Source organism: Colwellia sp. BRX9-1 (genome assembly GCF_014077195.1).
Lineage (GTDB): Bacteria > Pseudomonadota > Gammaproteobacteria > Enterobacterales > Alteromonadaceae > Colwellia_A.
Genome location: NZ_JACGVM010000029.1, coordinates 1 through 24,822, shown reverse-complemented (window position 1 = coordinate 24,822; position 24,822 = coordinate 1). Strand labels below are relative to the sequence as shown.

19 protein-coding genes are annotated in these 24,822 nt (G+C 38.4%); 11 read left to right on the top strand and 8 right to left on the bottom strand.

Annotated features, from left to right (window positions below):
• Window positions 1-143: 143 nt before the first annotated feature.
• Window positions 144-2,993 carry an excinuclease ABC subunit UvrA gene (gene uvrA, locus H4J76_RS18395; protein WP_070375593.1) on the bottom strand — a complete coding sequence of 950 codons (2,850 nt, stop codon included), beginning with the start codon at window positions 2,991-2,993 and terminating at the stop codon, window positions 144-146.
• Between the two features lie 202 nt (window positions 2,994-3,195).
• On the opposite strand from uvrA, the gene H4J76_RS18390 reads away from it, so the two are divergent.
• Window positions 3,196-4,560: an MFS transporter gene (locus H4J76_RS18390; protein ID WP_182217943.1), complete on the top strand. Its 1,365-nt coding sequence runs from the start codon at window positions 3,196-3,198 to the stop codon at window positions 4,558-4,560.
• A 75-nt stretch (window positions 4,561-4,635) separates the two neighbouring features.
• On the opposite strand, the gene H4J76_RS18385 is transcribed toward H4J76_RS18390, so the two are convergent.
• On the bottom strand, window positions 4,636-5,121 hold the full coding sequence (locus H4J76_RS18385; RefSeq protein ID WP_182217944.1) for a hypothetical protein: 486 nt from the start codon (window positions 5,119-5,121) through the stop codon (window positions 4,636-4,638).
• 149 nt (window positions 5,122-5,270) lie between these two features.
• On the opposite strand from H4J76_RS18385, the gene H4J76_RS18380 reads away from it, so the two are divergent.
• From H4J76_RS18380 to pssA, 3 genes are all read left to right on the top strand, one after another.
• Window positions 5,271-7,337: an NADPH-dependent 2,4-dienoyl-CoA reductase gene (locus H4J76_RS18380; RefSeq protein WP_182217945.1), complete on the top strand. Its 2,067-nt coding sequence runs from the start codon at window positions 5,271-5,273 to the stop codon at window positions 7,335-7,337.
• A gap of 123 nt (window positions 7,338-7,460) precedes the next feature.
• Window positions 7,461-9,413, top strand: coding sequence for a methyl-accepting chemotaxis protein (locus H4J76_RS18375; protein ID WP_182217947.1), 1,953 nt, complete (start codon window positions 7,461-7,463; stop codon window positions 9,411-9,413).
• Window positions 9,414-9,486: 73 nt separating this feature from the next.
• Entirely contained in the window at window positions 9,487-10,815 is a 1,329-nt protein-coding gene (gene pssA / locus H4J76_RS18370) for a CDP-diacylglycerol--serine O-phosphatidyltransferase (protein ID WP_182217949.1), read from the top strand.
• 68 nt (window positions 10,816-10,883) lie between these two features.
• Here pssA and H4J76_RS18365 read toward each other — a convergent pair whose 3' ends face one another.
• On the bottom strand, window positions 10,884-11,585 hold the full coding sequence (locus H4J76_RS18365) for a 2OG-Fe(II) oxygenase (protein ID WP_182217963.1): 702 nt from the start codon (window positions 11,583-11,585) through the stop codon (window positions 10,884-10,886).
• A 137-nt stretch (window positions 11,586-11,722) separates the two neighbouring features.
• On the opposite strand from H4J76_RS18365, the gene H4J76_RS18360 reads away from it, so the two are divergent.
• The 4 genes from H4J76_RS18360 to H4J76_RS18345 all read left to right on the top strand — a co-directional run bounded on the left by H4J76_RS18360 (window position 11,723) and on the right by H4J76_RS18345 (window position 17,023).
• Window positions 11,723-12,121, top strand: a complete 399-nt coding sequence (locus H4J76_RS18360; RefSeq protein WP_182217951.1) for a thioesterase family protein — start codon at window positions 11,723-11,725, stop codon at window positions 12,119-12,121.
• A 178-nt stretch (window positions 12,122-12,299) separates the two neighbouring features.
• On the top strand, window positions 12,300-12,983 hold the full coding sequence (gene ssb, locus H4J76_RS18355; RefSeq protein ID WP_070375599.1) for a single-stranded DNA-binding protein: 684 nt from the start codon (window positions 12,300-12,302) through the stop codon (window positions 12,981-12,983).
• A 1,241-nt stretch (window positions 12,984-14,224) separates the two neighbouring features.
• On the top strand, window positions 14,225-14,905 hold the full coding sequence (locus H4J76_RS20070; RefSeq protein ID WP_259364972.1) for a PEP-CTERM sorting domain-containing protein: 681 nt from the start codon (window positions 14,225-14,227) through the stop codon (window positions 14,903-14,905).
• A gap of 402 nt (window positions 14,906-15,307) precedes the next feature.
• Window positions 15,308-17,023 carry a DUF4153 domain-containing protein gene (locus tag H4J76_RS18345; RefSeq protein ID WP_182178096.1) on the top strand — a complete coding sequence of 572 codons (1,716 nt, stop codon included), beginning with the start codon at window positions 15,308-15,310 and terminating at the stop codon, window positions 17,021-17,023.
• A gap of 504 nt (window positions 17,024-17,527) precedes the next feature.
• On the opposite strand, the gene H4J76_RS18340 is transcribed toward H4J76_RS18345, so the two are convergent.
• Both H4J76_RS18340 and H4J76_RS18335 read right to left on the bottom strand, forming a co-directional pair.
• Window positions 17,528-18,124 (bottom strand): isochorismatase family protein, encoded by a 597-nt coding sequence (locus H4J76_RS18340; RefSeq protein WP_220466059.1) that lies wholly within the window; start codon window positions 18,122-18,124, stop codon window positions 17,528-17,530.
• Between the two features lie 67 nt (window positions 18,125-18,191).
• Complete coding sequence (locus tag H4J76_RS18335; RefSeq protein WP_182217955.1) at window positions 18,192-19,019, bottom strand: pirin family protein; 828 nt, start codon at window positions 19,017-19,019, stop codon at window positions 18,192-18,194.
• A gap of 109 nt (window positions 19,020-19,128) precedes the next feature.
• On the opposite strand from H4J76_RS18335, the gene H4J76_RS18330 reads away from it, so the two are divergent.
• A complete protein-coding gene (locus H4J76_RS18330) occupies window positions 19,129-20,037 on the top strand; it encodes a LysR family transcriptional regulator (RefSeq protein ID WP_182217957.1) in 909 nt (302 codons plus the stop codon).
• 101 nt (window positions 20,038-20,138) lie between these two features.
• Window positions 20,139-20,543: a hypothetical protein gene (locus H4J76_RS18325; RefSeq protein ID WP_182217959.1), complete on the top strand. Its 405-nt coding sequence runs from the start codon at window positions 20,139-20,141 to the stop codon at window positions 20,541-20,543.
• A gap of 26 nt (window positions 20,544-20,569) precedes the next feature.
• On the opposite strand, the gene H4J76_RS18320 is transcribed toward H4J76_RS18325, so the two are convergent.
• From H4J76_RS18320 to H4J76_RS18310, 3 genes are all read right to left on the bottom strand, one after another.
• Window positions 20,570-20,800, bottom strand: coding sequence for a DUF2798 domain-containing protein (locus tag H4J76_RS18320; RefSeq protein WP_182218690.1), 231 nt, complete (start codon window positions 20,798-20,800; stop codon window positions 20,570-20,572).
• Between the two features lie 107 nt (window positions 20,801-20,907).
• Window positions 20,908-21,762 (bottom strand): NmrA/HSCARG family protein, encoded by an 855-nt coding sequence (locus H4J76_RS18315; RefSeq protein ID WP_182218688.1) that lies wholly within the window; start codon window positions 21,760-21,762, stop codon window positions 20,908-20,910.
• Between the two features lie 818 nt (window positions 21,763-22,580).
• On the bottom strand, window positions 22,581-23,411 hold the full coding sequence (locus H4J76_RS18310) for a LysR family transcriptional regulator (protein ID WP_182218687.1): 831 nt from the start codon (window positions 23,409-23,411) through the stop codon (window positions 22,581-22,583).
• A 127-nt stretch (window positions 23,412-23,538) separates the two neighbouring features.
• On the opposite strand from H4J76_RS18310, the gene H4J76_RS18305 reads away from it, so the two are divergent.
• On the top strand, window positions 23,539-24,732 hold the full coding sequence (locus tag H4J76_RS18305) for an acyl-CoA dehydrogenase (RefSeq protein WP_182218685.1): 1,194 nt from the start codon (window positions 23,539-23,541) through the stop codon (window positions 24,730-24,732).
• Window positions 24,733-24,822 lie beyond the last annotated feature (90 nt).

Below are 24,822 nucleotides of genomic sequence, written 5' to 3'. Positions count from 1 at the left end.
TTGTCTATTAAGTAAAGCTATCTTAACGACAAAAGGCGCGATATACCAAGCCAATTTGATAGGTAGCCGTTCGACCTGAATTTCAGTTGCATCCTGAAAATTCAAGCTAAACGGCGATACACGCCTTTTGGGTTTGTTAAGACTTATTTACGCTTTTTAGCTGCTTGCTTCTCGAGTAAAGGTTTTAAGAACCTGGCGGTATGTGATGTCTTGTGTTTAGCGACCTGTTCAGGTGTACCAGAAACCAATATTTCACCACCACCAGAGCCACCTTCAGGGCCTAAATCAATAATCCAATCGGCTGTTTTTATCACGTCTAAGTTATGCTCTATAACAACAACAGTATTGCCATGGTCACGCAAACGATGGATAACATGCATCAGTTGTTTGATGTCGTGAAAATGCAAACCTGTGGTTGGTTCATCAAGAATATAGAGGGTCTTACCGGTATCACGTTTGGATAGCTCTTTTGATAATTTAACCCGTTGTGCTTCACCGCCTGAAAGGGTAGTGGCCGACTGACCTAATTTTATATAACTTAAACCAACATCCATTAACGTTTGTAATTTACGATTAATAGCTGGGATGGGGGCAAAAAAAGTTAACGCGTCTTCGATTGTCATATCAAGCACTTCATGAATGCTCTTACCTTTATATTTTACTTCTAATGTTTCGCGATTATAACGTTTTGAATTACACGCATCACAAGGAACATAAACGTCAGGTAAGAAATGCATTTCAACTTTGATTAATCCATCGCCTTGGCAAGCTTCACAACGCCCGCCTTTTACATTAAAGCTAAAGCGTCCGGGTTTATACCCTCTTGAACGTGACTCTTGAGTCGCAGCAAAAATTTCACGAATAGCGGTAAATATACCCGTATAGGTTGCAGGGTTTGATCGTGGTGTTCTCCCTATCGGGCTTTGGTCAATATCGATAACTTTATCAAGTAAATCTAAACCAATAATTTCTTTATACGGTGCTGGTTCTTGTGTCGTCGCACCATTTAAAGCAATGTGAGCAAGTTTAAATAGGGTATCGTTAATCAAGGTCGACTTGCCTGAACCTGAAACACCAGTTACACAGGTCATAAGACCATTGGGTATAACTAAATCAACATTCTTTAAATTATTACCGGTTGCGCCTTTTAGTTCAACGACATTGTTTTTATCAAAAGGCACACGAACCTTAGGTATCTCAATACCTTCTCGTCCTGAAAGGTACTTACCCGTTAGTGAATTTTCACAGGCTAAAATATCATTTACATCACCTTGAGCAATAATTTCACCACCATGAACACCGGCTCCAGGGCCAATATCAATAACATAATCGGCGGCTCTGATGGCGTCTTCGTCATGCTCAACCACGATCACGGTATTGCCTAAATCACGTAAATGGATCAAGGTTTTTAATAAACGTTCGTTATCGCGTTGATGTAACCCAATTGATGGTTCGTCTAATACATACATTACGCCAACTAAACCAGCACCTATTTGGCTTGCTAAACGAATACGTTGTGCTTCACCGCCTGATAAGGTGCCAGCAGCGCGTGATAAATTGAGGTAATTTAAGCCAACATTAACTAAGAAGCCTAAACGTTCACACACTTCTTTAAGAATTTTTTCTGCAATTTGTGCTTTCTGACCTGATAAATTTAAGTTTTCGAAAAAGGCTAAGGCGTCAGAAATAGCAAGCTCGGCAATATCAGTTAATGGTGTATCAGCAATAAAAACATTACGCGCTTCAAGGCGTAAACGACTGCCATTACAATCTGGGCAATGTTGGCTATTTAAGTATTTTGATAATTCGTCACGAACGGCATTAGATTCTGTTTCACGGAATCGTCGTTCCATATTATTAATTATGCCTTCAAACGGGTGCTTACGAATAACAACATCACCACGGTCGTTCATATATTTGAATTCAATCTCTTGTTTACCACTACCACGAAGTATTAAATCTTGGTCACTCTTGGATAACTTTTCAAAAGGTTTATCAAGGGCAAATTTATAATGATCAGACAGTGCTTGTAGCATTTGAAAATAGTAAAAATTACGTTTATCCCAGCCACGTATTGCACCGCCCGCCAAGCTCAATTCAGGGTTAGTAATAACACGAGCAGAGTCAAAAAACTGTTGATTACCCAAACCATCACAGGTTTTACAGGCACCTGCTGGATTATTGAATGAGAATAAGCGCGGCTCAAGCTCTTGCATGCTATAACCACACTTTGAACAAGCAAAATTAGCTGAAAAGACTAATTCTTCTCGATCAGGTTCATCCATAAAGGCAACTTTAGCAGTACCCGCGGTTAAACTTAATGCGGTTTCAAAAGATTCGGATAAGCGAAGTTGAATATCGTCACGTACTTTTAAACGGTCAACCACCACTTCAATCGTATGTTTTTTGTGAAGTTCTAATGTTGGAGGATCAGATAAATCACAGACCTCGCCGTCTATTCTAGCTCGAATATAACCCTGAGATGCGAGGTTCTCGAGTAATTTAACATGCTCACCTTTTCGACCTTGAAGCACAGGCGCGAGCACCATGACTTTTGTACCTTCTTCAAGCGCTAAAACCTTATCGACCATTTGTGAATTTGTTTGTGCCGCTAAAGGCTGGTGATGTGTAGGGCAACGTGGCTCGCCAACACGGGCATAAAGTAGTCGTAAGTAATCGTAAATTTCGGTAATAGTACCCACAGTAGAGCGTGGATTATGCGACGTTGATTTCTGTTCAATAGAAATTGCCGGCGATAAGCCTTCTATGTGGTCGACATCAGGCTTTTCCATCATCGATAAAAATTGACGAGCATAAGCCGAAAGTGATTCGACATAGCGTCGCTGACCTTCTGCATATAAAGTATCAAAAGCGAGTGAAGATTTACCTGAACCCGAAAGCCCAGTAATAACGACTAATTTTTCTCTAGGAATATCTAAGCTGATGTTTTTAAGGTTATGCGTTCTAGCGCCACGTACTTCAATGTTTTTCATAAATATCCACTCTAATAAGTTTATCCGAATGTGCACAAACTCAATAGATTCGCTATCGCTATTTTACGTAAAGTTTGAACCAAGTATTATTGCATAATTACTCGGCAATAATCAGTAATAATCTCTGTTTTTGTTCAGGACTTTGTCGTGCTACTATAGCGCGAATTTTCGCTTTTTTATGACACGTTAAATAGAGAGCCCCATGAGTACGACAGGTTTAAACAGTATTGAGAAAAAAGCCGCATTTTCTTTAGCCGCCGTTTTTGGCTTGCGTATGCTTGGGCTTTTTATGATTTTGCCAGTGTTTGCTATTTATGGCGAGCAACTGATCGGCTTTAGTCCTATTTGGATAGGCTTAGCTATTGGAGCATATGGTCTAACCCAAGCTATGCTGCAAATACCTATGGGGATACTGTCTGATAAATACGGCAGAAAACCGATTATTTTAATTGGTTTAGTTATTTTCTTCTTAGGGAGTGTTGTCGCTGCAATGTCTGACACTATTTATGGCGTTGTTTTTGGCCGAGCATTACAAGGTACCGGCGCTATTGCAAGTGCGGTATTAGCACTGGCCGCCGATTTGAGTCGAGAAGAGCAACGACCCAAAGTTATGGCAACTATTGGTATGTTTATTGGCTTGTCATTTACTCTCGCTATGGTTTTTGGACCTATAGTTGCGCAAGCGTTTGGGCTGAGTGGTTTGTTTTGGTTTACGGCAATATTAACCATTTTAGCTATGGTAATGATTCAGTTCATGGTACCAAACTCAGTAAATAAAGCGCCAAAGGGCGATAGTGTCGCTTTACCGGAGCAACTCAGTAAGCTTATTCGTAATCCCGAATTATCGCGTTTAAATTGGGGAGTATTTATTCTTCATATGGCGTTAACGGCTTGTTTTATTACTTTACCTAAACAGTTTGTTGCCAGTGGTTTAGCGCTAGAGCAACATTGGCAATTATATTTACCCGCTTTGTTAGGTTCTTTCTTTTTGATGGTACCTTTTATGATTATTGCGATTAAAAAGCAAAAAGAAAAACAGATGTTTTCAGCGGCTATCTTATTACTGGCAGCCTCGTTATTACTGTTGTGGTATTTACCGCTTGGCTTTTGGACGTTAGTGTTATTGGTGGTGATGTTTTTTACTGCCTTTAATTATCTAGAAGCAACTATGCCATCTATTTTGTCACGCATTGCTCCGGCTGGCGTAAAAGGCAGTGTGATGGGTATTTATTCGAGTAGTCAATTTTTAGGTGCTTTTACCGGTGGTATTATTGGCGGCATTATTGCCAGCCAATTTGGGGAACAAGCGATATTTTTAGTAATGTCATTGATCACTTTATTATGGTTTTTTGGTGCTATAAGCATGAAACCACTGCAAAAATCAAAAAGTTATACTTTCACGACTAGCATTGATTGCCAAGAAAAAGCCAATGAAGTCGCCGAAAAATTAATTGAATTACCTGGGGTTATCGAAGCGATATTGGTGCAAGAAGAATCGGTTGTTTACCTCAAGGTTGATGATAAAGTGGTGAATTTGGCTGATATCAAAGCTGCCTTGAACCCATAGTGATAAACCATCTGCTGAATTTTCTTATCTCCTTATAGGCAAGTTCAGCAGAGACAAAGCTGTTAAATACCACAATTAATAAACGCCACTAACCAGGTAATATTGCTTACTAGTGCCTATTGTTAACGCAACATCATCATCAATATACTTACCTATTAATGCTTTTGCCATCGGTGAGTTTTGTGTAATAACGGTATAGGGCTTTCTATTTAATACGCCTTGAAAGCCTCCTGCGGCCGGCGCAATAAAAAACCATTTATCACCACCTTTTTCTGGTGTTATCTGTACTAAGGCGCCTATTGAAACAGGCATTCTTTCCTCAAAATTGTAAATAATGAACCGTTCAATGGCTTGTTTAGCTTGTTGAATATCATTGACACGTCTAGATTGCCCTTCCGCTAAATAGCTAGCTTCAATAGCAAGCGTATCGTATTGAGTTTCTGCGACCGACTGATCATCAGTGGCGGCTAAGTGAGCATTATTTGCTGCTGTTTTTATCGCAGACAATTCTGCTGATAAATGGGCAAGGATATCGTTAATTATTATCTGTTTTTTCATCATACTCAGCATACTTGCTTGAAATTTTTAGTAAATATATTTTTGATCTGACAGCTGTCAAAATAGTACTTGAATTTATCGTTATAAACGTCTACTTTATAATGATAATAACTGGTTTGACCATAAAAATAATCCCGAAAAAGTGAACTACTATGACAATTAGCACAGCCAATAGCGCCTTTCCTAACTTATTAGCCCCATTAGATTTGGGTTTTACCACCTTAGCAAATCGTACACTCATGGGCTCAATGCACACTGGACTTGAAGAAGAAAAGGGCGGCTTTGATAAATTGGCCGCTTTTTATCAAGCTCGAGCTAAAGGTGGTGTCGGCTTAATTGTTACCGGTGGTATTAGCCCCAACGCACGCGGGCGCCTAACACCTATGGGCTGTGAACTCAGTAAGTTTTGGCACGTCGCTAAACATAAAAAAATTACTGAAGCGGTTCATCAGTATCCAACAAAAATTTGTTTGCAGTTGTTGCACGCCGGTCGTTATTCTTATCATCCATTTAGCTTTGCGCCAAGTAAAGTTAAGTCACCGATAAACCCATTTACACCCGCTGCGATGTCAGTTCGTCAAATTAAAGGCACCATTAAAGACTTTGCCCATTCAGCATTATTAGCACAACGTGCAGGCTACGATGGTGTTGAAATTATGGGTTCTGAAGGTTATTTAATTAACCAGTTCTCATGTGTACGCGTTAATAAACGAACCGATGAATGGGGAGGCTGCGTTGAAAACCGTATGCGCTTAGCCATTGACATCATTAAAGCTGTTAGAGAAAAAGTGGGTGAAAAATTCATCCTTATCTTTAGATTGTCGATGCTAGATCTTGTTGATGGAGGTAATAGCTGGGCCGATGTAGTTACCATGGCAAAGGCGGTTGAAGCGGCTGGGGCGACATTAATCAATACCGGTATTGGCTGGCACGAAGCGCGCATTCCTACCATTTCTACTTCGGTACCACGTGCTGCATTTACTTGGATCACAGAGAAAATGAAGCAAGAAGTTTCTATTCCATTGGTGACAACTAACCGCATAAATACCCCAGAGGTCGCTGAAGAAGTTTTATCATCAGGACAGGCCGATATGGTTTCAATGGCGCGACCCTTTTTAGCTGATGCGGAATTTGTCCAAAAAGCGATGGAAAATAAAAGTGATGAAATCAACACTTGTATTGGTTGTAATCAAGCCTGTTTAGACCATGTTTTTCAGCAAAAACGTGCTTCTTGTTTAGTTAATCCAACGGCATGTTATGAAACAGAACTGACCTTCGCTAAAGCGTCAAAAAATAAACGTATCGCTGTTGTAGGCGCTGGCCCTGCTGGTTTAGCTTTTAGTGTCTATGCGGCACAACGAGGTCATAAAATAGAAATTTTTGACCGTGCTAGTGAAATTGGCGGTCAATTTAACTTTGCTAAGCAAGTACCAGGTAAAGAAGAATTTTATGAAACGATTAGGTATTTTAATAAGCAAATTAACTTACTCGATATTAAGCTACATTTATCCACCGAAGCGACTGCCGAAACGCTAGCAAATGCTGGCTTTGATGAAATAGTGGTTGCAACGGGTATTTTACCTAGAAAACTCGATATAGAAGGTATTGAGCATGAAAAAGTAAAAAATTATTTAGATGTACTACGTGATAAACAACCCATAGGAAAAAATGTTGCCATTATTGGCGCTGGAGGTATTGGGTTTGATGTTGCGGTTTACTTAGCGGAAGAACACGAAAAAAGTCCTCTCGTGAACAACAAAGAAAAATGGTTAAAGAGCTGGGGCGTAGATCAAAGTTATCAGGGTAATGGTGCTTTGTTGGACAAGTCGGCAGTAGAGCCTATTGAAAAAACATCACGTAATATTCACTTATTACAAAGGAAGTCGACTAAGGTCGGTGCAGGGTTAGGGAAAACAACGGGTTGGATCCACAGAGCGACCTTAAAAAATAATGGTGTAAAAATGTTAGCTGGTGTCAGTTACAAAAAAATAGATGATGCAGGTTTAACCATTGAAATTGATGGCATAGAGCAAGTACTAGATGTTGACCATGTTATAATTTGTGCAGGGCAAGAATCACAACGTGGTTTATATAATAAATTAGAAAGCATCAAGGGTGCGGAGCAAGGACTACACTTAATTGGTGGTGCTAAAGTTGCTGCTGAATTAGATGCGAAAAGAGCGATACGCCAAGCTGCAGAGCTTGCCGCTATCATCTAACAGTAAGTGCTCGCCGACTTGTTGAAGATATAAATAATAATTGAAAGAAAGCAACTCTGTTTATGGTCAACTGTTATGTAGTTATATTCGCATAACAGTTAACCCATAAAAATAAGAGTAATTATGTCTGCATTTCTAAAACCTGCAATCTCACTTTCTAATGCTTTACGTTTTAAAGCGAAATTTATTCTTTTAGCGGGTATGTTTTTTCTACCTGTTTTTCTTGGTTCATGGTGGATAGTTCAAGAGCAAAGTGCTTTGATAACACAACATGAAGAGCAATTAATTGGGCTAACACAAATACAGCAAGCAGTAACACTAGAGCAAGCAATAGCCGATAGTCGCTTTCAACAAGTTAAATCGAGTGTAGTTACCAATAAAATTTCACAATTGAACTTACCTAGAGATATTTCAACTTCTGCATTGTTACAGGCTTGGCAAGGTTTACGAGAAAAAGAAACCTCCCTTCAAACTGAGGGTTACCAAGCAATTTACGAGCAAAGCTTATCGATTCGAGAACGCCTTGCCGCCTTAAGTGGCTTATCCAGAGAAAATGACGCGATAGCCTTTTACTTAGCTGAGGCAAGTAGCCAACGAATTCCCGCCTTATTAGAATATTTAAAACGGACTGAATCAATCAGTGCTCAAATTATTACCAATGGCTTCAATGCAGAAAATTACACTCTTGTTATCGCGCTTGATAAACGTCTTGATGAACTACAAGTACAACTTGACAAAACAACCGTACAGCTAGAGCGTGTTGCTAATGATGAACTGTCTTTATACTTGCCTAAACACGCCGACTTTAATCTACAACTTGATGAATACCAGCAAAAATTACATCAACAGATGATCGACCCAGATAGAATATCGTTAACTCAACAGCAAGCTACACAATTAGCCGAAACAGTTTATCAATTGACTGAAAGTTTGTTAAAAACTAGTGACAATTTGTTATTAACAAGAATTGATACCTTAACGCAGAAGAGTGAGCAAACTCTTTGGATTTTAGCGATAGTATTAATAGTTGTTATTGTGGTGATTGGCTACTTACTCATGGGGATTTATTATTCCTTAATTAATAATGTTAATGCCATCAACCAAGCGGCTGAGTATTTAGGTAGCGGTAACTTTTCTCAGGCGTTAAAGGTTAACGCGTCTGATGAACTTGGTGATATTGCTAAAAATTTTAGTCAAATGCAAAGAAAAATACGCCAATTACTGACCATCTTTAGTGATGACATTAGCAAATTACGCGCTTCGGCAAACAACATTCATCAACTCACCGATCATATGAAGCACAGTATTGCCCAGCAACAGCTAAACACACACTCCGTCGTGCGGTCTATCAATGAAGTTAGTGGCTCGGTTCAGGTGATTTGCGACAGTACTGAAGCGACACTGCAATTAACGGAACAAACCAGCGAGCACGTTAATCAAGGTGGTCATATTATTAGTGACACGGCACAAGCCATTAATAATATTTCAGAAGAGGTTAATACGTCTGCAGGCCTTATTGATGAATTGGCAAAATATAGCCATGACATTGGTCAGTTTGTTAACGTCATAAAAGAAATAGCCGATCAAACCAATTTGTTGGCACTTAATGCGGCTATCGAGGCAGCACGTGCTGGAGAGCAGGGACGTGGTTTTGCTGTTGTTGCTGATGAGGTGAGAACGTTAGCTAGTCGAACTCAAGACTCTACAGCCGAAATTCAACGTATAATTGCCTTGTTACAATCAGGCACCAGTCGGTCTGTTGAAGCAATGCACCAAGGTGTTGCAATGGCTAAACAAGGTGTTGATAAAACAACACTCGTCAAAACCACTTTTACAGAAGTTACGCATAATGTTGAAGACATTGTTGGTGCGACCTTACAAATATCAACCGCCGTTAATCAGCAAGGTGTTATGGTAAAAGAAATGGCAGAAAATACCCAAAGTATTGCCCAAGACGCAGACTTAGTTATGCAATCAGCAAAAGATGCAGCCGGCGCAGGGGAAAATTTATTAACACTGGCTGACCACCTTACACAGCAACTGTCGCAATTTAAACTCGATGACTTATCGAAATAAAGTGACTGTTTGAACAAATAAGGTATTATTGCCCGTTAAACCAATGTGTTCATAAATTAAGTGGATTTCCTGAATGAATAAAGTATTAGCGGGTATTCCTCTTTTAGCTGAAAATATTACGGTGCTATCAAGCGCAAAACAATATGCTACCGCCTTAGTTCGATTAATTGAAAGTGCGCAATCACGTATTTATATAACGGCTTTATATTTACAAGATGATGCGGCTGGTCAGCAAGTGTTACATGCCCTATATCAAGCAAAGCAAACTAACCCTCATTTAGATATTAAAGTGTTTGTTGATTTTCATCGCGCGCAAAGGGGTCTAATTGGTGATAAATCAGGGCAAGGTAATCGCGATTTTTATCTTGAAGTAGCCTCACAATACAGTGAAAGTATTGCCGTGTACGGTGTGCCGGTTAAACGTAAAGAATTAATGGGCGTTTGGCACTTTAAAGGCATGATTTTTGATAATACTTTACTTTATACGGGGGCGAGTATTAATGATATCTATTTGCACCAAGCTGAAAAATATCGTTTAGACCGTTATTACCAAATTCAATCACCGGCGTTGTGTGAAAGTTTTTGTCAATTCCTTCAACAAACCTTTGTTAAGAGTGAATTCTCGCCGCAATTAAATGTGGCAACTTTACCTAATAAATTACAAATAAAAAATACAATATCTAAGCTAAAAGCGCTATTAAAAACGGTACGTTTTAACTTCTATGCACAAAAACCTGAATCTTTAGCAGGTGAATTATCTGTTGTGCCGCTGATTGGTTTTGGCCGGAGAAAAAATCAACTTAATCAACAGATCCGCGAAACGATTCGTTTATCAAAGAAAAATTTACTGATTTTTACCCCCTATTTTAATTTACCGAAGCCGGTTATGCGAGATTTACGTTCAGCGCTAAAGCGTGGCGTTGAAGTGACTATTATTATTGGCGATAAAAAAGCCAATGATTTTTTTATTGCGGATGAAGATAAATTTTCAACAATAGGTATTATTCCTTATATTTATGAAACCTTATTAAAGGCATTTTTAAAAAGACAACAAAAATACATTGATAACAAGCTGCTGAAAGTGCGTTTATGGAAGCACGAAAGTAATAGTTTTCATTTAAAAGGCATAGTTGCTGACGAACGCTGGCATATTTTGACTGGTAATAATCTTAATCCACGGGCTTGGGGCTTAGATCTAGAAAATGGTTTATTAATTGACGATGCCAAGCAAAACTTATTACCTACGCTCACTGATGAACTGGCAGTTATTAATCAACATACGACATTAATTAGCAGTTACTTGCAACTCGAGTCACAAGATCAGTACCCAGAAAAACCTAAAAAACTGTTAAAAAAATTAAGAATGGCTCAAATAGACCGATTACTGAAACTATTTTTATAAGCAAATAGATAATAGCCGTTCACTTCAGCATGTCATAGGCATGATGAAGTGAAACGGGTATGTTTTTGCTAAGGTTGTGGGGTGTAAATTTTATCTGCGGGGTTAAATAGCATCCATGACGTTAACACATACTTATCTGATGACACCGGTACATTGCCTCTGTGGGTATGAGTAAAGCCACAAGGAGCAATAACCATAGTGCCAGCTTTTGGCTTAACACTTCTTTCTTGATAGAAAAAATCAGTTTCACCACCTTCTTCGACATCATTTAAATATATAAGAAAAAGCAAATTTCTGTGCAAGGCATTATTATCACCAAGCTGTGGAAATATTTCAGAATGCCAATAATTATAATTGCCTTTACCCTGTAAATATTTTTGGGCATTAATCGGGGCGAGCCTAAATAAATACTGTATTAAATTGACTAAATTAGGTCTACCTACCTCTTCAAAGTTATCAGCGGTTAGTTGTACGGGCTGCTTTGTCACAGGGTGCTGTACGGTTAAAGAAATACTGCTGATCAAGCTAAAGTAGTATTTGCTGACATACTCAGTGATATGAGTAATACAGGCTTGTAAAATGGTTTCCAGTGCCGGCTGAAATTCAGCATGCTGATTTAAATAAATATCCTGGCTAATTTTTTTACTAGTATCTACGCCGCCACCGGTACGTCCTTGGTTTTTATGCGGACTCCTTTCAAAATCATGAATGAATCTTTTACAAAACTCTGGAGAAAGGGCGTTAGGGTATAGTTCTATAAAGTCAGTCATAGTTTGATAAGCTTCAATAAATATTGATAATGAAAATACCATAGCAATAGCTTATATTCTATTAACTTCGCTTGTACACTTCAACACAATGAAAAAGTATGTAAAATAAGCTCACTTAAAATCTGTGGAAAATATTTATGTTCAGTGAAAAATTAATGCCAAGATTTAGCGATACCGATGCGCTAGGCCATATAAATAATACCTTGTTACCTGTGTGGTTTGAAGGAGCGAGAGATCCGGTCTTTCGGTTTTTTATGCCTACATTAGATACAAAAAATTGGCAGTTAATTCTGGCTAAAATTGATGTGGAATTCCATGCTCAACTTTACTATGGTGAAGAAATTGAAATCCGCACCTATATAGGTCGTATAGGTGGGTCATCGTTTACTGTTTACCAAGAAGCGTGGCAAAAAAATAAAAAGTGCGCCTCAGGAACTGCCGTTATGGTTCACTTTTGTTTTGAAAATCAATCGTCTTTAAAAATACCTGAGCAGATAAAAATAGAAATGAAGGCTCACCTTTTTCCAGAAGAATAATGTCGGTTTAAAATAATCAAAAAATAAACTTAAAAATGCACTGAAACTCAAAGAAATTTTTTACTCACAGTGATAGAATAATTGCCACTTTTTAAAATTGCATCGATAAATTATTTTATGTTTGTCGATAACGTAAATCAGTAAATAAAATATTTACGCACAAAGATAGGATTTTTTCATGGCCGGTGTTAATAAAGTAATCATTTTAGGTAATTTAGGTAAAGACCCAGAAGTACGTTTTATGCCTAACGGTGGCGGCGTTGCTAATCTTACTATTGCAACTTCTGAAACCTGGAAAGATAAGCAAACTGGCGAGCAGAAAGAAAAAACAGAATGGCATCGTGTTGTTATGTTTGGAAAATTAGCTGAGATTGCTGGCGAATACCTTAAAAAAGGTTCGAAAGTATATATCGAAGGTTCATTACAAACGCGTAAGTGGGCAAACCAACAAGGCCAAGATCAGTACACCACTGAAATCGTTGTACAAGGCTTTAATGGCTCTATGCAAATGCTCGACTCACGTGGTCAAGGTTCTGGCGGTCAGTCAGCTGGCGGTTTCTCTGGTCAAGCTTCACAGCAGCAAGGTGGCTTTTCTGGGCAATCATCACAGCAGGCTCCGCAACAAGCACCACAGCAACAAGGTGGTTACTCTCAGCAAGCGCCACAACAAAGTCAACAACCTGCTTATGCACCAGCACAGCAACAAGGTGGCTTCAATGCACCACAGCAGCAAGGCGGTTATTCACAACAAGCACCACAGCAGCAAGGTGGTTTTGCAAATCAAGGACAACAAAAGCAATCAGCTCCTAAAGTTAACCCTCAAGAGCCAACGATTGATTTTGATGATGATATCCCGTTCTAGCGAACAATCAGTCTTAAAGTGCCAATTTAGTCACTAGAACTCAATCAAACCCAACGTAACTGTTGGGTTTTTTGTCTTTAGTCTAAAATTTTTATTATTGTTGTAGAAGCTAAATAAAGATCGAAACAAAAATCCCATGCAAGCTACTTATGCCGTTGAGTACAAATGTGCTTTTGTGAATGAAGATAGAAACAAATGTTGCAGTAAGCTTTATCTATTAAAAAAACACTCTAAATAAAGTTGGAACCTGTCTTCAACTGCCATAATTGAACCTTAATAATTATTCGAAAAACATCATGAAATAACTGTGTTAACGTCTCCTGTGTGCGCTAAGCGGAATAAAAATTTTGATATTGAGAGTGTTTGTCGAGGTCAACTAAGCACCCGTTAGTTGACCTAAGCAAGTTCGACAGCTAACTTAATAACCCTCAGCTTAGCGGACGTCCCCCAAATCGACTTTGATGCTAATTTCAGGATAAAAAAAGTAAAAATGATGCTATAGAGCGAGGACAATCTCTATGACTGCTGAAAGCTCAAAGCCGACTGTGGAGTTCAACCTTTAGATGTTAACTATGATACAAAAGTAATTGTTGATCGAATAAGAAATCAAAGTTCGCGTTATCAACATTCGAATTCACTAGCAACGGATAAAACTCTGTTAGTATGCATATATTGAATTCCACCATCTTGTTTTATGCTAATCTCATGAATATAGAAATAGATAAATTACTATAAAATCAATATCTTGATTTTATAGTAAGACCAATGAATGACATGTCAAACCAACTGATTACAAGTCAGTTGCTAGGTGGTAAATATGTGTTGAATATACTGGTATGTAGTGATGTTACGGTGTTGGAATACAACAATTAGCATCACTGAGTTTTAATCAATTACACTACTGAAACACTTGTTTTAAGTGGTTTCAGCATGAATGTTGTAGTGGTTTATATCAGGTTAAAGATGAAATTTAATCATCTAATAATATTTTTATACTAAAACTAGTTTTATTTACAGTTTGTTAATATTGTTCAATCGAAACAACTGGTTGACAAGTTGTTTTTTGTCAGATTATTTTACAGTGTTACTTAATTAAACACTGCATAAATTATCATAATATTGAAATTGTTTGATATTTTAATTTTGGTATGTTTTTTGCATAAAAGCAAGTATATTAATAAATTACTATTTAAACAATTACCTACCAAATCTAATGGAAAGGGATTAAAAAGGAAGCTCAAATGAAGTTTAAATTTTATAAGAATCTAATTATTAGTTTTATGTTGGTCTGTGGAATGCAAGCTAACGCGGGGTTGATAACTGGTGGTAACGAATGGTTAGAATTAGATATAACTAGTGGTAAGTCAAAGTTATATGTAGAAACCAATATCTTAACTCAGAGTCAGTATAAAGATTACGAATACGCGACTGCAACTCAAGTTAATGAGCTTTATTTAAGCATGACCGTCGGAGTATTTAACGCTTTAGACAATCAGGGTGGTTGGATGCAACTGAACGGTCTTACCGCACAGCAGAAGCAAGTTTATGATTGGTTCGCCGGAGGATACTCACAAAATCGGTCATTTGGCTTCACCGGAGTCACAACGTCAAAGTATAACCGTGGGTACATTAACGTGCGCAGCCCAAATACGACTGGCGCGTTTTGGGTCGGGCATATCGACTTAATGTATAATACTGTAAACGGCGTTAATACTGATAGGGGACATAACGATCGTCCAATTGGTGATAATATCAGTTTAGCGAATACCGCGGGGATCACACGAAACACAAAGACTGAGGACCAGGTGTGGATGCAGCACGCATTAGTTAAGAAAACTGATGTGCCGGAGCCAACCACACTCGCTATTTTTGCATTAGGAATGATTGGTTTAGCATCACGTCGATTTAAGAAACAATCCTAATAGAGTTTTTAATATTGATTCTAGAAAACATCAATTGTAATGATTGGTGTTTTTTTGTTTCTGATGATGGTAAATCAGATTGTTTCACCACTAAACCATCACCATAGGATTAAGTATTCTTTGCTAACCCTGATGAATAAAGACTTCAGGGTAACATTGTTAGCACTACTTTAAGCCAATTGGTAGATTTAGCTACAAAATACTCTCCTATCGAATGACCGCAATGGTGGCGGAGTTGCCAGTCATGGAATAAATTATTGGTTAGGGGAATCTATGCCCTCTGAAATGCTCATAGTTGACCTAACCACTTGAAAAGCTTAATGTCTGCTATACAACTATCAGAAATTGAATACTAAAAACGACTAAAGCAAATAACTAACAATATTAAATAAGAATAAAAATATGGATAATCAATTACCAAAACCTTTAATCATCACTATATCCCTCATTCAAGGGATCTTATTAACTCTGTTGTACCAAAGTGTCGAACATAAAATATGGCCTTCTACAGAGCCTATTTGGTTAATATCGTTAGTTACTGTTTCAATTAGCTTCCCTTTACTCACACTATTATCAATTACAAAAACTAATAGCAAAGCGACAGTAAAATATTTATTACCTTTTACTTTATTATTATCTGTTTTAGGTGCTTATGTTGGCTATCAACAAGAACCAATAGAATTTGTTAACAATGGCAGTGTTATCGGTATATTTTGTTTTACTGCTCTTATAGCTGCTTTTAAAGCGTTAATGTATATCCAACAATATCTAAGTCATGAAGAAATTAGTTACAGCTCACTTTTTAAATTATCATGGCGAAATTTTATTATATTCGGTGAATGTTGGTTATTCGTTTTAATTTTTTGGGGAATCTTACATTTAGGGGCTGGATTATTTTCTGTTTTAGAAATTGAGTTCTTTAAAGAGTTATTAAGAAAAGATTGGTTTGTTATACCCGTATTAAATCTTGCTTTCGGTTTTGCCATTATAGTTTTTAGAAATATTATTTTCACGGTTGATAATATTTCTACAATTCTGCAAACATTAATTAAATTTCTTTTACCTGCATTAACCATCGTTTCATTAGGTTTTCTAGCAACATTACCTTTTACTGGTCTAGATACACTCTGGAAGACGGGTACAGGAAGCTTGTTGGTAATGTGGTTACAAGCATTAACATTGTTTTTCGTGAATGCCGTTTATCAAGATGCTTCCCATGAACGTCCATATCATAATATTTTACACAGACTAATTTTTATTGGAGTAGGTGTATTACCCATTTATAGCCTTATTTCATTTTATGGCCTCTGGCTTCGTATTGACCAATATGGATTAACAGTTGATCGTTGTTGGGCTGTTTTAATTTGTGTTTTACTTGCATGTTTTTCTTTCGGTTATTTAATTGGCATTATTAAAAAGCGGGATGCATGGTTAGAAACACTCAGTAAAGTTAATATATCTATGGGAATTGTTGTCCTTGTTTCTATGTTATTGGTTAATTCTCCACTATTAAACTTTCAAAGTATTTCAGCTTCAAGTCAATTATCACGATTGCATGATAGTGAGATAACATATGATGAATTTGATTATCAATATTTTGATAGATCTTTAGGACGACAAGGTTATATAGAGTTGCAAAAACTTAAGACCGAATTAAAAGATTCAGCTCCTGAAAAGATAGCTATTATTGATAGAATGTATGTAAACCATCAGAATATTGCTAAAGATGAATTAAGTCTTGAAGATTTTCTGCAATTTGTTAATTATTGGCCTAGTAAAAATGAGTTTCCAGAAAATTTAATTGAAGCTGTTTATAGCGAAGAAACTAAGAATGAATGGACTACATATCGCGGAAACAATTATTATTTCATTGCTAAAGATTTAAACGAAGATGGTGAGTTAGATTATATAGTTATTGAAGAAAATAATCATTCTACATCCGCTGACCTGTGGTTTTTGAAAGATGAGCAGTGGAAATCTAAATATATGCAAACGAGTAACCCTAATGATAATAGACTTATAAAAGATTATCTTTTAAATAATGAAGTTGAAGCCGTTAAGCCTAAATGGAAAAATTTAAAAGTAGGTGATCTAACGTTTAGAACCTCACTAGATTGAAAATAAATAGCCGTCATATGACGGTTTTCCCTTTATGCTGCATTTAAATTTATACATGTTTTAATGTCTTAAATTCACAAGTATGGAGGTGCATTGCACGGACTAACTTAAATTTCGGCTTAAATACTTCCGTTACTTATGTTTCGAAAGTGGCATTAATTAAAGTTAGTGACTGCTTGCTCTACTTTAGCTTTTGGTACTTTGAAGTCATGACGTGAACGACCGCTGTGGTGGCTCAGGAGTCAGTCATGGTGATGTTCAATCGAGTTGGATGATGCTATGACAGCTATGACTCCTGCAAGCTCATTCCTGCCAATGGTGTTTCATTTCTGGAGTTTAACTATTGCCTGATAGCAGACAATCGCTTTAGTTGATTTTTAGCTTCGTTTTAAGTTCACAAGTGTTAATAAGCGATGTTCAGCGAAAACGCTCAGACACCTTTGTAGTAATATTTCACTACAAAGGTGCTTGGCTTGCTTTAATTTTCGACACTAATTTGGATGACTAGTGTTGCTTTGATAATATTTCTTCATACAATACCTGCATGAGTTTCTGACCGTTTTCGGTGCTCCAGTCTTGAGCAAGTTCGGCAACTAACTGGTTGGTCGTTGTCAATGTTACGCCATTGTTTTCCATGCGTCGTAAAGCGGTATCGTCAGCCGTTTGGGTGGGAGATCCTGAGCCGTCAACAACAACCTGAACATTATAACCTGCTTGCACTGATGTTATAGCTGGGTAAATCACACAAACGTCAGTCGTAATACCCGCAATGATAAGATTTTTTCGTCCAGTATTTTTTACAGCATTGGCAAAGCCCTCATCTTTCATAGAATCAACCATGCCTCCTCGTATAACTCGATTAGCGTAAGCCTCTGGTACCGCCTGTTGTAACTCTTCAAACAAAGGTCCCTGTGCCTGATCTTCCATGCTAGAGGTAAGAATTAACGGCATACCAACAGCATCAGCCGCTCGTGCCAATGCAATGGTATTCATTTTAATTTCTTCCAGGCTCGCAGAGCCGACCCAGCCCATAGTGCCGACTTGATGATCAATAAGTAGCATAGCGGTATTTTCTGGTGTAAATAGTGGTGATTTCATCATAAACCTCGTTGGTTGGTTGAAGGCTAAACCTGAATTGGCTTAGCCTACGTGTAGATTAGTTTCTGTTTTATTGATTAATAAGCGCTTGTGTCAATCGCTTGATATTGCGTGTACCTTCGTTCAAACGGTCAATACTCGAATGTACCGACGGTCCTGAACTGATAATGGTTTGCTGCAATGGTTGCCCTAATGCCACCATAATGGTTGCACCGAATTCGCCGGCCGTTAATTTAATATTTGCATCTGATTTGTTCAACACACCTTGACGCTTCGCTTTTAGTAATGAGCCATTAAGGTCAATTTCACCTGAACGAACATAAACAAAACCTGTAGTTTGACCTTTTTCGACAGCATGCTGCCATTTTCCGTTTGGTTTTATGGTTACTTCCATATAAGTTATGGCGACACTGTGTTTAGCAGGGCTGACAACACCTTCATGTTGGCCGATTAATACCTTGGTTTGACTGTAGGAAGTAACGACTATCGGAGCGTCATTTTTCTGGGCTAATGAGTAGGTCACAGCGCCCATTTCAACATCATCTTCGGGTAAAAGCGTCCAAAGTTGAAAGGCGTCGGTTGTGCCGCGTTCTGGATACACGGTCTCTTTGTGTAAAACACCCGCACCTGATGCCATTAGTTGGACACCTCCGGCTTTAAGTTTGCCTTTATTACCATCAGTATCTTGGTGAACGATGTCGCCGATTGTTGGGTAAGTAATAGTGGCAATTCCGGAATGACCGTGAAATCCAAAGCCCGCCGTACCTTTTAGCCCTTTGGTCTCAAAGTGATCCCACAATACAAATGGGTTCAGTTGCTTAATATTGCTTTGGTTGATAAAACTGGTCACTGGACCATGCTGATGGCCTGTTCTAGTTTCTATAATGGAGCGACTCATGTTTTGCCCTTGTGCAGTTAAACGATGAAATTATATTATTTCATTTTTTACCTCTTGATTAGATGGTATAATTGAGTTTAACTATCCCATTAGTGATAAATGGTTATTAATGATTGATTTAAATGAAATTTATGTGTTTGTGAAAGTGGTAGAGGCAGGCAGTTTTGTTGGCGCAAGTAAGCAATTAGCGATGCCCTCGACCACGGTAAGCCGAAAAATCCAAAAACTTGAAGATACGCTTGGGGTTCGGCTACTGCAAAGATCGACGCGCAAGCTTCATCTTACAGATATTGGGCGACACTATTTTGAAAATTGCCAGCAAAGTTTAGTTGCCATTGAGGAAGCTAACGCCTTAGTCAGCCAATCTAGAGCAATGCCGACGGGCGTGTTGCGTATTACTTCCCCCACAGATTTCGCCATCAATTACTTACAATCTTGGATGAATGACTTTTTGGCGTTATACCCTGATGTGCAAATAGAGCTGGAAGTAACCGATCGCTATGTCGATATTATCGAAGAGCGCATTGATATCGCGTTTCGCTCTGGTGAGTTGAAAGACTCCAGCCTTATTGCACGACGCATTGGTCCAAAACAGAGTGTATTTTGCGCTAGCCCTGATTATATTGCACGGGCGGGCAGACCGAAGACCCCCCCGGACTTGACCCAACACGACTGTATTATCATGGGGACGAGTTTGAAAAATCAGACTTGGCGATTTATTACTGAAAAAGATGAAATATCGGTTCCCGTAACGGGACGATATGCGGTTGATAGTATGCAATTAGTCGTTAAAGCTGCCCACAACGGCATGGGCATTGCCCAAGTCCCTTACCCTTTAGTTATCCAGTCTTTAGAAAAAGGTGAACTCATTCGTTTATTGACCGACTACTCGCCACCGATACAAAGCATATATATCATTTACCCTTCCCATAAGCATCTTGCCCGAAACGTGCGAGTTTTTATTGATCATGTGGTTGCGTTAACTCAGCCACATGCTCCGTGGGATGCTAAACTTTAACTGGAATTTATCGCGTTTTCTATCCATAGTTATCAATGAGGGGGAACTCAAGAAACTGCTACTACACTTAAGTTTTCTCATCTAATACTAAAGAGGAAACAATGGAGTTTGCAGCTCATGGCGATATAAAAATTAAGTGGTTAGGCAATATTTTGGTTGTCAAACCTTCAGGCCCCGTAAATCTTGAAGGGGCTGAGTACTTTGCCCAATGGGTCAATAAACAGATCACAGATAAAAACTTTACTTATTGGGTTCTTATTATTGAATTCAAAGATGTTGACAGTCTGGCCACATCAGATGCCTATCAACATTTACAGTCCCATCTCAAGGAAGATATTGCATTAGGCTGTGTGTTTTTGGGGTTGGTCGGTGGTAATTCGCTTGGGATATTATCTTGCGAACGTGCAGCCAGAGAATCAGGCTTGCCCGTTAAGCAATTCACTGATTTTGCGAGTGCGGTTGATTACATGATAAATAACATCCACGGTATTTATGTTAAGGACTAAGTTTATTTCCGAAACCGACTACCCAGTTAGTCTGGTTTAACAAGCAATAAAGCGAACTTAGTTACCAAGGGGGCTATTATCAACACCGTTGGAAACGCAACAGTAAATGCGAGCGCAAATGCCGACATCCAGCGTATCAAAAAAGTTGCGTCTAAGCCTGAATTCCAAGCAACCAGCACCCCTGACATGATCAGTGCCATAAACGCTGACATGAAAAATGAAATTAAAATCGGTAGATGTGCTTTTTTGAAGATCATTGTATTCATTCCTATTGATATCATCTTAGGTAAAGTTTATCAAAAACGTAAAAAGGCTCCCTCTGCTCAGTGAACTTTTCATCTGAGCTAAGGTTAACTTTTTCTAACTAGGAGCCTTTAAGTTCTGTTAGTGCCTGTTTTAGACTCTTTAGTTGAGGTAATTGATCTCTCAATGCCGGAATATCAGCCTGAAATTCATCATTCTTGAACCAAGTAAACATAGTGGACATCTCTTTGCTCATAGGGGAAAACAACCAACCGGGCATAGTCAGGTAACTTGGTTTTTTACCCATCACTTGCATGTAAATTTCTTTAATTTCTGCAAACGTTTTTTCATCTCCCGCTAATTCTATCGCCTGATCCATGAAGCTGTCCGGTTGAGAGAATACCAAGGCTACATAAGCACCAATATCATCAACGGCAGCAAACTGGATCTTGCGATTCTTTTTCAGCGCCCAAGACAACAAGCTCCAATTAATAAAGGCAAAACTACCTTCTGCGAGAAAATTTTCAACAAAATAGGCTGGCCTGACAAAAGTGTAGGGTAATCCTATTTTAGCAATGTGGCGTTCGATCTCTCCTTTACTGTCGAAGTGCGGAATGCCTGTATGACGTTCTGCACCGCCTACTGAAGAATAAACAAAATGTTCAACCCCCGCAGCTTTCGCGGCATCAGCTAAAAATTTACCTTGGGCTATTTCAACAGCTATGCTGCTAGTCCAATTATTCTGAACAGAATACACCCCGTAGGCTCCTTTAAGTATCGGAGTTAAGGTTTCCGGTTTATCCAGATCACCAAAGACCACCTCCACGCCCATTTCACGTAACTTGTCTGCGCCTTTACCATACAGGTTACGAGACACAGCCTTAATGGTAAAATCTTTACTCAGTAAATGTTTGACGACTGCGCCACCTTGATTTCCGGTGGCACCTGTAACTACTATAATTTTGTTCTCAGCCATTATCTTCTCCAATTTCATGTTTGCTTAGCGACAGGAAAATAGTAGCAAGGAGTTAATTGATTAACTAGATGGTGAAATTGAGCTTTACTATCCCGCTACTGGGATAATTGAATTCTTCAGATAATCGATTACATGCAGTTGTATTTAATTGACGGTCATAAGTTAGGTATTAGTTTTATTATTGCTGGCTTTACTCCACTACACTGATTTGTTGTCACATGCAGATACTTTACAAAGATTAATCGCACTTTATTTAATAACTTCACTGTGGCTGATGTTAACTTCCATATACGAACATCAGTTGCAGCAAAACGCCTCAAAGTGATCAAAAAATTGGAATGGAAAACCGGAAATCGAAGGTCCGCTTTTATCGTAAATACTTATATCGATGCTTATGACTCGAATGACCGCTGTGGTGGCACAGTTGCCAGTCAGTCTTAATAGATTATTGGCAAAAATTTATCATCGAATAACTCGTTTTCATATACGAGGAACGTCCGCTATCAGGAAGCTGTTAACGTAATGTGGTTGTTCAGTCATGTCCGCTCTAGATCAAAATATACAAAAAAATCCAATCTGAATTTTAAAATGCTTATGTCTCGAATGTGGCAATAGCGACGATGATCAAAATTAATTTACTTAGATTTTTTAATCAGTTTTAACTAATGCTAATATTCTTACTTTGTTAAGACATAGCTGATTAGATGGAAAATTTTCATTACTTTGTTAGAAAGTTGCCCAAAACTTTAGCTTATATGTCGCGCTGTTCAATGAGCTATCTAGAAAAACAGAGGGATATGCTCCGTTATCAGTAATGTCTAATGGGCATGTTTATGAGCTAAACGCTTTAAGTTATTGATGGCTTTTGACGATGTTGTGTATGCCAATACAATTTCTCGTGTGAGTTGTAAGCCGACTATTGGCCTAAAGACCACGTCACTGCGTTTAATAATTTCACTGTGTGCGGGTAAGAATGCGCAGCCTAAACCAGCATGTACCAAGCCAAGTGCATAATCTATGGTAGTGATTTTTGCTCGTACGTCGAGACTAATACCGGCGATCGCTAAAGTGTCTTGTAGATGATCCCAAGCACTGCAAGGCATTCGCTGAATAAAAGGTAAGCCATCTAACTGTTGAATTGTGACGGTATCTTCAAGGGCAAATATATGGTCATAAGGAACGGCAAGTAAATAATCTTCATGCCACATGTCTATATACTGCTCATTTTCCTGTAATTCATCTTTTAGAATAATACGTGCATCAACATTTTCAGTATGTGGCACTAAAGTCAGTTCGACAGAAGGGTTTGCTGAGGTGAATTCTTTTAATAATAAGCTCATACGTTCAACACCTAAGCCGCGGGTAACGCCTAAGTTAAAAGGTTGCTTATGGGTTTTTTCTGAAAAAACGTTTTTTATTGCACCTGCTTGCCCTAACAGCTGTTTGGCCAATGGAAATAGTTTTTTACCTTGCTCTGAAGGCGTTACACCACGTGCATGGCGAATAAAAAGTTTTACTTTCAGTTGTTGTTCAAGTTGTGCTATTGCTGCAGATATTGAAGGCTGGGCAATAAAACACGCTTTTGCAGCAGCACTAAAACTTTTTAACTCATAGACTGTAATAAAATAATTGAGTGATTTTAAATCCATAATAAACTTAGTCAACCTAGGTATAGCTTTAAACTATATCAGTTAAAGGAAAATAATGTTTTAACTTTGGCTAGTATTTGCTTATTATTTTTGCACTTAATTATTTCTCAGCTTAACAGGTAATTTCATGTCTCATTCAAGCAGTGCAAACCGTCCCTCATTTAAATGGCAAGATCCACTTTTATTGGAATCTTTATTGTCTGAAGAGGAGCGAATGATCCGTGACAGTGCGCATCAATATTGCCAAGAAAAACTAATGCCAAGAATATTAATGGCTAACCGAAATGAAGTGTTTGATGTTGAAATTATGCGCGAACTAGGTGCACTGGGCTTATTAGGCGCTACATTACCTGAAAAATATGGCTGTGCAGGCGTGAATTATGTTACTTACGGCTTAGTTGCACGAGAAGTTGAGCGTGTAGATAGTGGTTATCGAAGTGCGATGAGCGTGCAATCATCTTTAGTTATGCATCCAATCTATGCTTATGGTAGTGAAGAGCAACGGATGAAATATTTACCTAAACTAGCGTCTGGTGAATACATTGGTTGTTTTGGTTTAACTGAGCCTAATTCAGGCTCAGATCCAGGTAGCTTAACTACACATGCTACTGCGGTTGATGGCGGTTATCGCATTACGGGTAATAAAATGTGGATCACGAACTCTCCCGTGGCAGATATTTTTGTGGTTTGGGCCAAACTTGATGGAGTGATTCGTGGTTTTGTTTTAGAAAAAGGCATGGAAGGTTTAAGTGCACCAAAAATTGAAGGTAAATTTTCATTACGAGCATCCATTACCGGTGAAATCGTTATGGATAATGTTTTTGTACCTAGCGATAATATTTTACCAAATGTTAAAGGTTTATCAGGCCCATTTGGTTGTTTGAACAAAGCACGCTATGGCATTGCTTGGGGCGCTTTAGGCGCTGCAGAATTTTGTTGGCATGGTGCTCGTCAATACACACTAGACCGTGAACAATTTGGTCGTCCTTTGGCGGCAACACAGTTAATTCAGAAAAAATTAGCCGATATGCAAACCGATATCACCACGGGATTATTAGCTTGCTTACAAGTGGGTCGTTTAATGGATTCGGATCAATTAGCACCAGAAGCTATATCGCTGATCAAACGTAATTCATGTGGTAAAGCATTAGAAATTGCTCGCATGGCTCGTGATATGCACGGTGGTAACGGTATTGCTGATGAGTTTCATATTATTCGTCATATGATGAACCTTGAAGCGGTTAATACTTATGAGGGTACACATGATGTGCATGCCCTGATACTAGGTAGAGCACAAACTGGTTTACAAGCATTTTACTAAAACACTGAATAAGGCGTATTTGATACGCCTTTTATTTATGCTTTTTTTGATGCTTTATGTAGCCCTATAGCATTAGTTTTAAACCATAAT

What these genes read in the sequence shown, in the direction of transcription:
- uvrA (WP_070375593.1), bottom strand. Translation starts at nt 2,993, where the DNA reads ATGAAAAACATTGAAGTACGTGGCGCTAGAACGCATAACCTTAAAAAC.
- H4J76_RS18390 (WP_182217943.1), top strand. Translation starts at nt 3,196, where the DNA reads ATGAGTACGACAGGTTTAAACAGTATTGAGAAAAAAGCCGCATTTTCT.
- H4J76_RS18385 (WP_182217944.1), bottom strand. Translation starts at nt 5,121, where the DNA reads ATGATGAAAAAACAGATAATAATTAACGATATCCTTGCCCATTTATCA.
- H4J76_RS18380 (WP_182217945.1), top strand. Translation starts at nt 5,271, where the DNA reads ATGACAATTAGCACAGCCAATAGCGCCTTTCCTAACTTATTAGCCCCA.
- H4J76_RS18375 (WP_182217947.1), top strand. Translation starts at nt 7,461, where the DNA reads ATGTCTGCATTTCTAAAACCTGCAATCTCACTTTCTAATGCTTTACGT.
- pssA (WP_182217949.1), top strand. Translation starts at nt 9,487, where the DNA reads ATGAATAAAGTATTAGCGGGTATTCCTCTTTTAGCTGAAAATATTACG.
- H4J76_RS18365 (WP_182217963.1), bottom strand. Translation starts at nt 11,585, where the DNA reads ATGACTGACTTTATAGAACTATACCCTAACGCCCTTTCTCCAGAGTTT.
- H4J76_RS18360 (WP_182217951.1), top strand. Translation starts at nt 11,723, where the DNA reads ATGTTCAGTGAAAAATTAATGCCAAGATTTAGCGATACCGATGCGCTA.
- ssb (WP_070375599.1), top strand. Translation starts at nt 12,300, where the DNA reads ATGGCCGGTGTTAATAAAGTAATCATTTTAGGTAATTTAGGTAAAGAC.
- H4J76_RS20070 (WP_259364972.1), top strand. Translation starts at nt 14,225, where the DNA reads ATGAAGTTTAAATTTTATAAGAATCTAATTATTAGTTTTATGTTGGTC.
- H4J76_RS18345 (WP_182178096.1), top strand. Translation starts at nt 15,308, where the DNA reads ATGGATAATCAATTACCAAAACCTTTAATCATCACTATATCCCTCATT.
- H4J76_RS18340 (WP_220466059.1), bottom strand. Translation starts at nt 18,124, where the DNA reads ATGATGAAATCACCACTATTTACACCAGAAAATACCGCTATGCTACTT.
- H4J76_RS18335 (WP_182217955.1), bottom strand. Translation starts at nt 19,019, where the DNA reads ATGAGTCGCTCCATTATAGAAACTAGAACAGGCCATCAGCATGGTCCA.
- H4J76_RS18330 (WP_182217957.1), top strand. Translation starts at nt 19,129, where the DNA reads ATGATTGATTTAAATGAAATTTATGTGTTTGTGAAAGTGGTAGAGGCA.
- H4J76_RS18325 (WP_182217959.1), top strand. Translation starts at nt 20,139, where the DNA reads ATGGAGTTTGCAGCTCATGGCGATATAAAAATTAAGTGGTTAGGCAAT.
- H4J76_RS18320 (WP_182218690.1), bottom strand. Translation starts at nt 20,800, where the DNA reads ATGATCTTCAAAAAAGCACATCTACCGATTTTAATTTCATTTTTCATG.
- H4J76_RS18315 (WP_182218688.1), bottom strand. Translation starts at nt 21,762, where the DNA reads ATGGCTGAGAACAAAATTATAGTAGTTACAGGTGCCACCGGAAATCAA.
- H4J76_RS18310 (WP_182218687.1), bottom strand. Translation starts at nt 23,411, where the DNA reads ATGGATTTAAAATCACTCAATTATTTTATTACAGTCTATGAGTTAAAA.
- H4J76_RS18305 (WP_182218685.1), top strand. Translation starts at nt 23,539, where the DNA reads ATGTCTCATTCAAGCAGTGCAAACCGTCCCTCATTTAAATGGCAAGAT.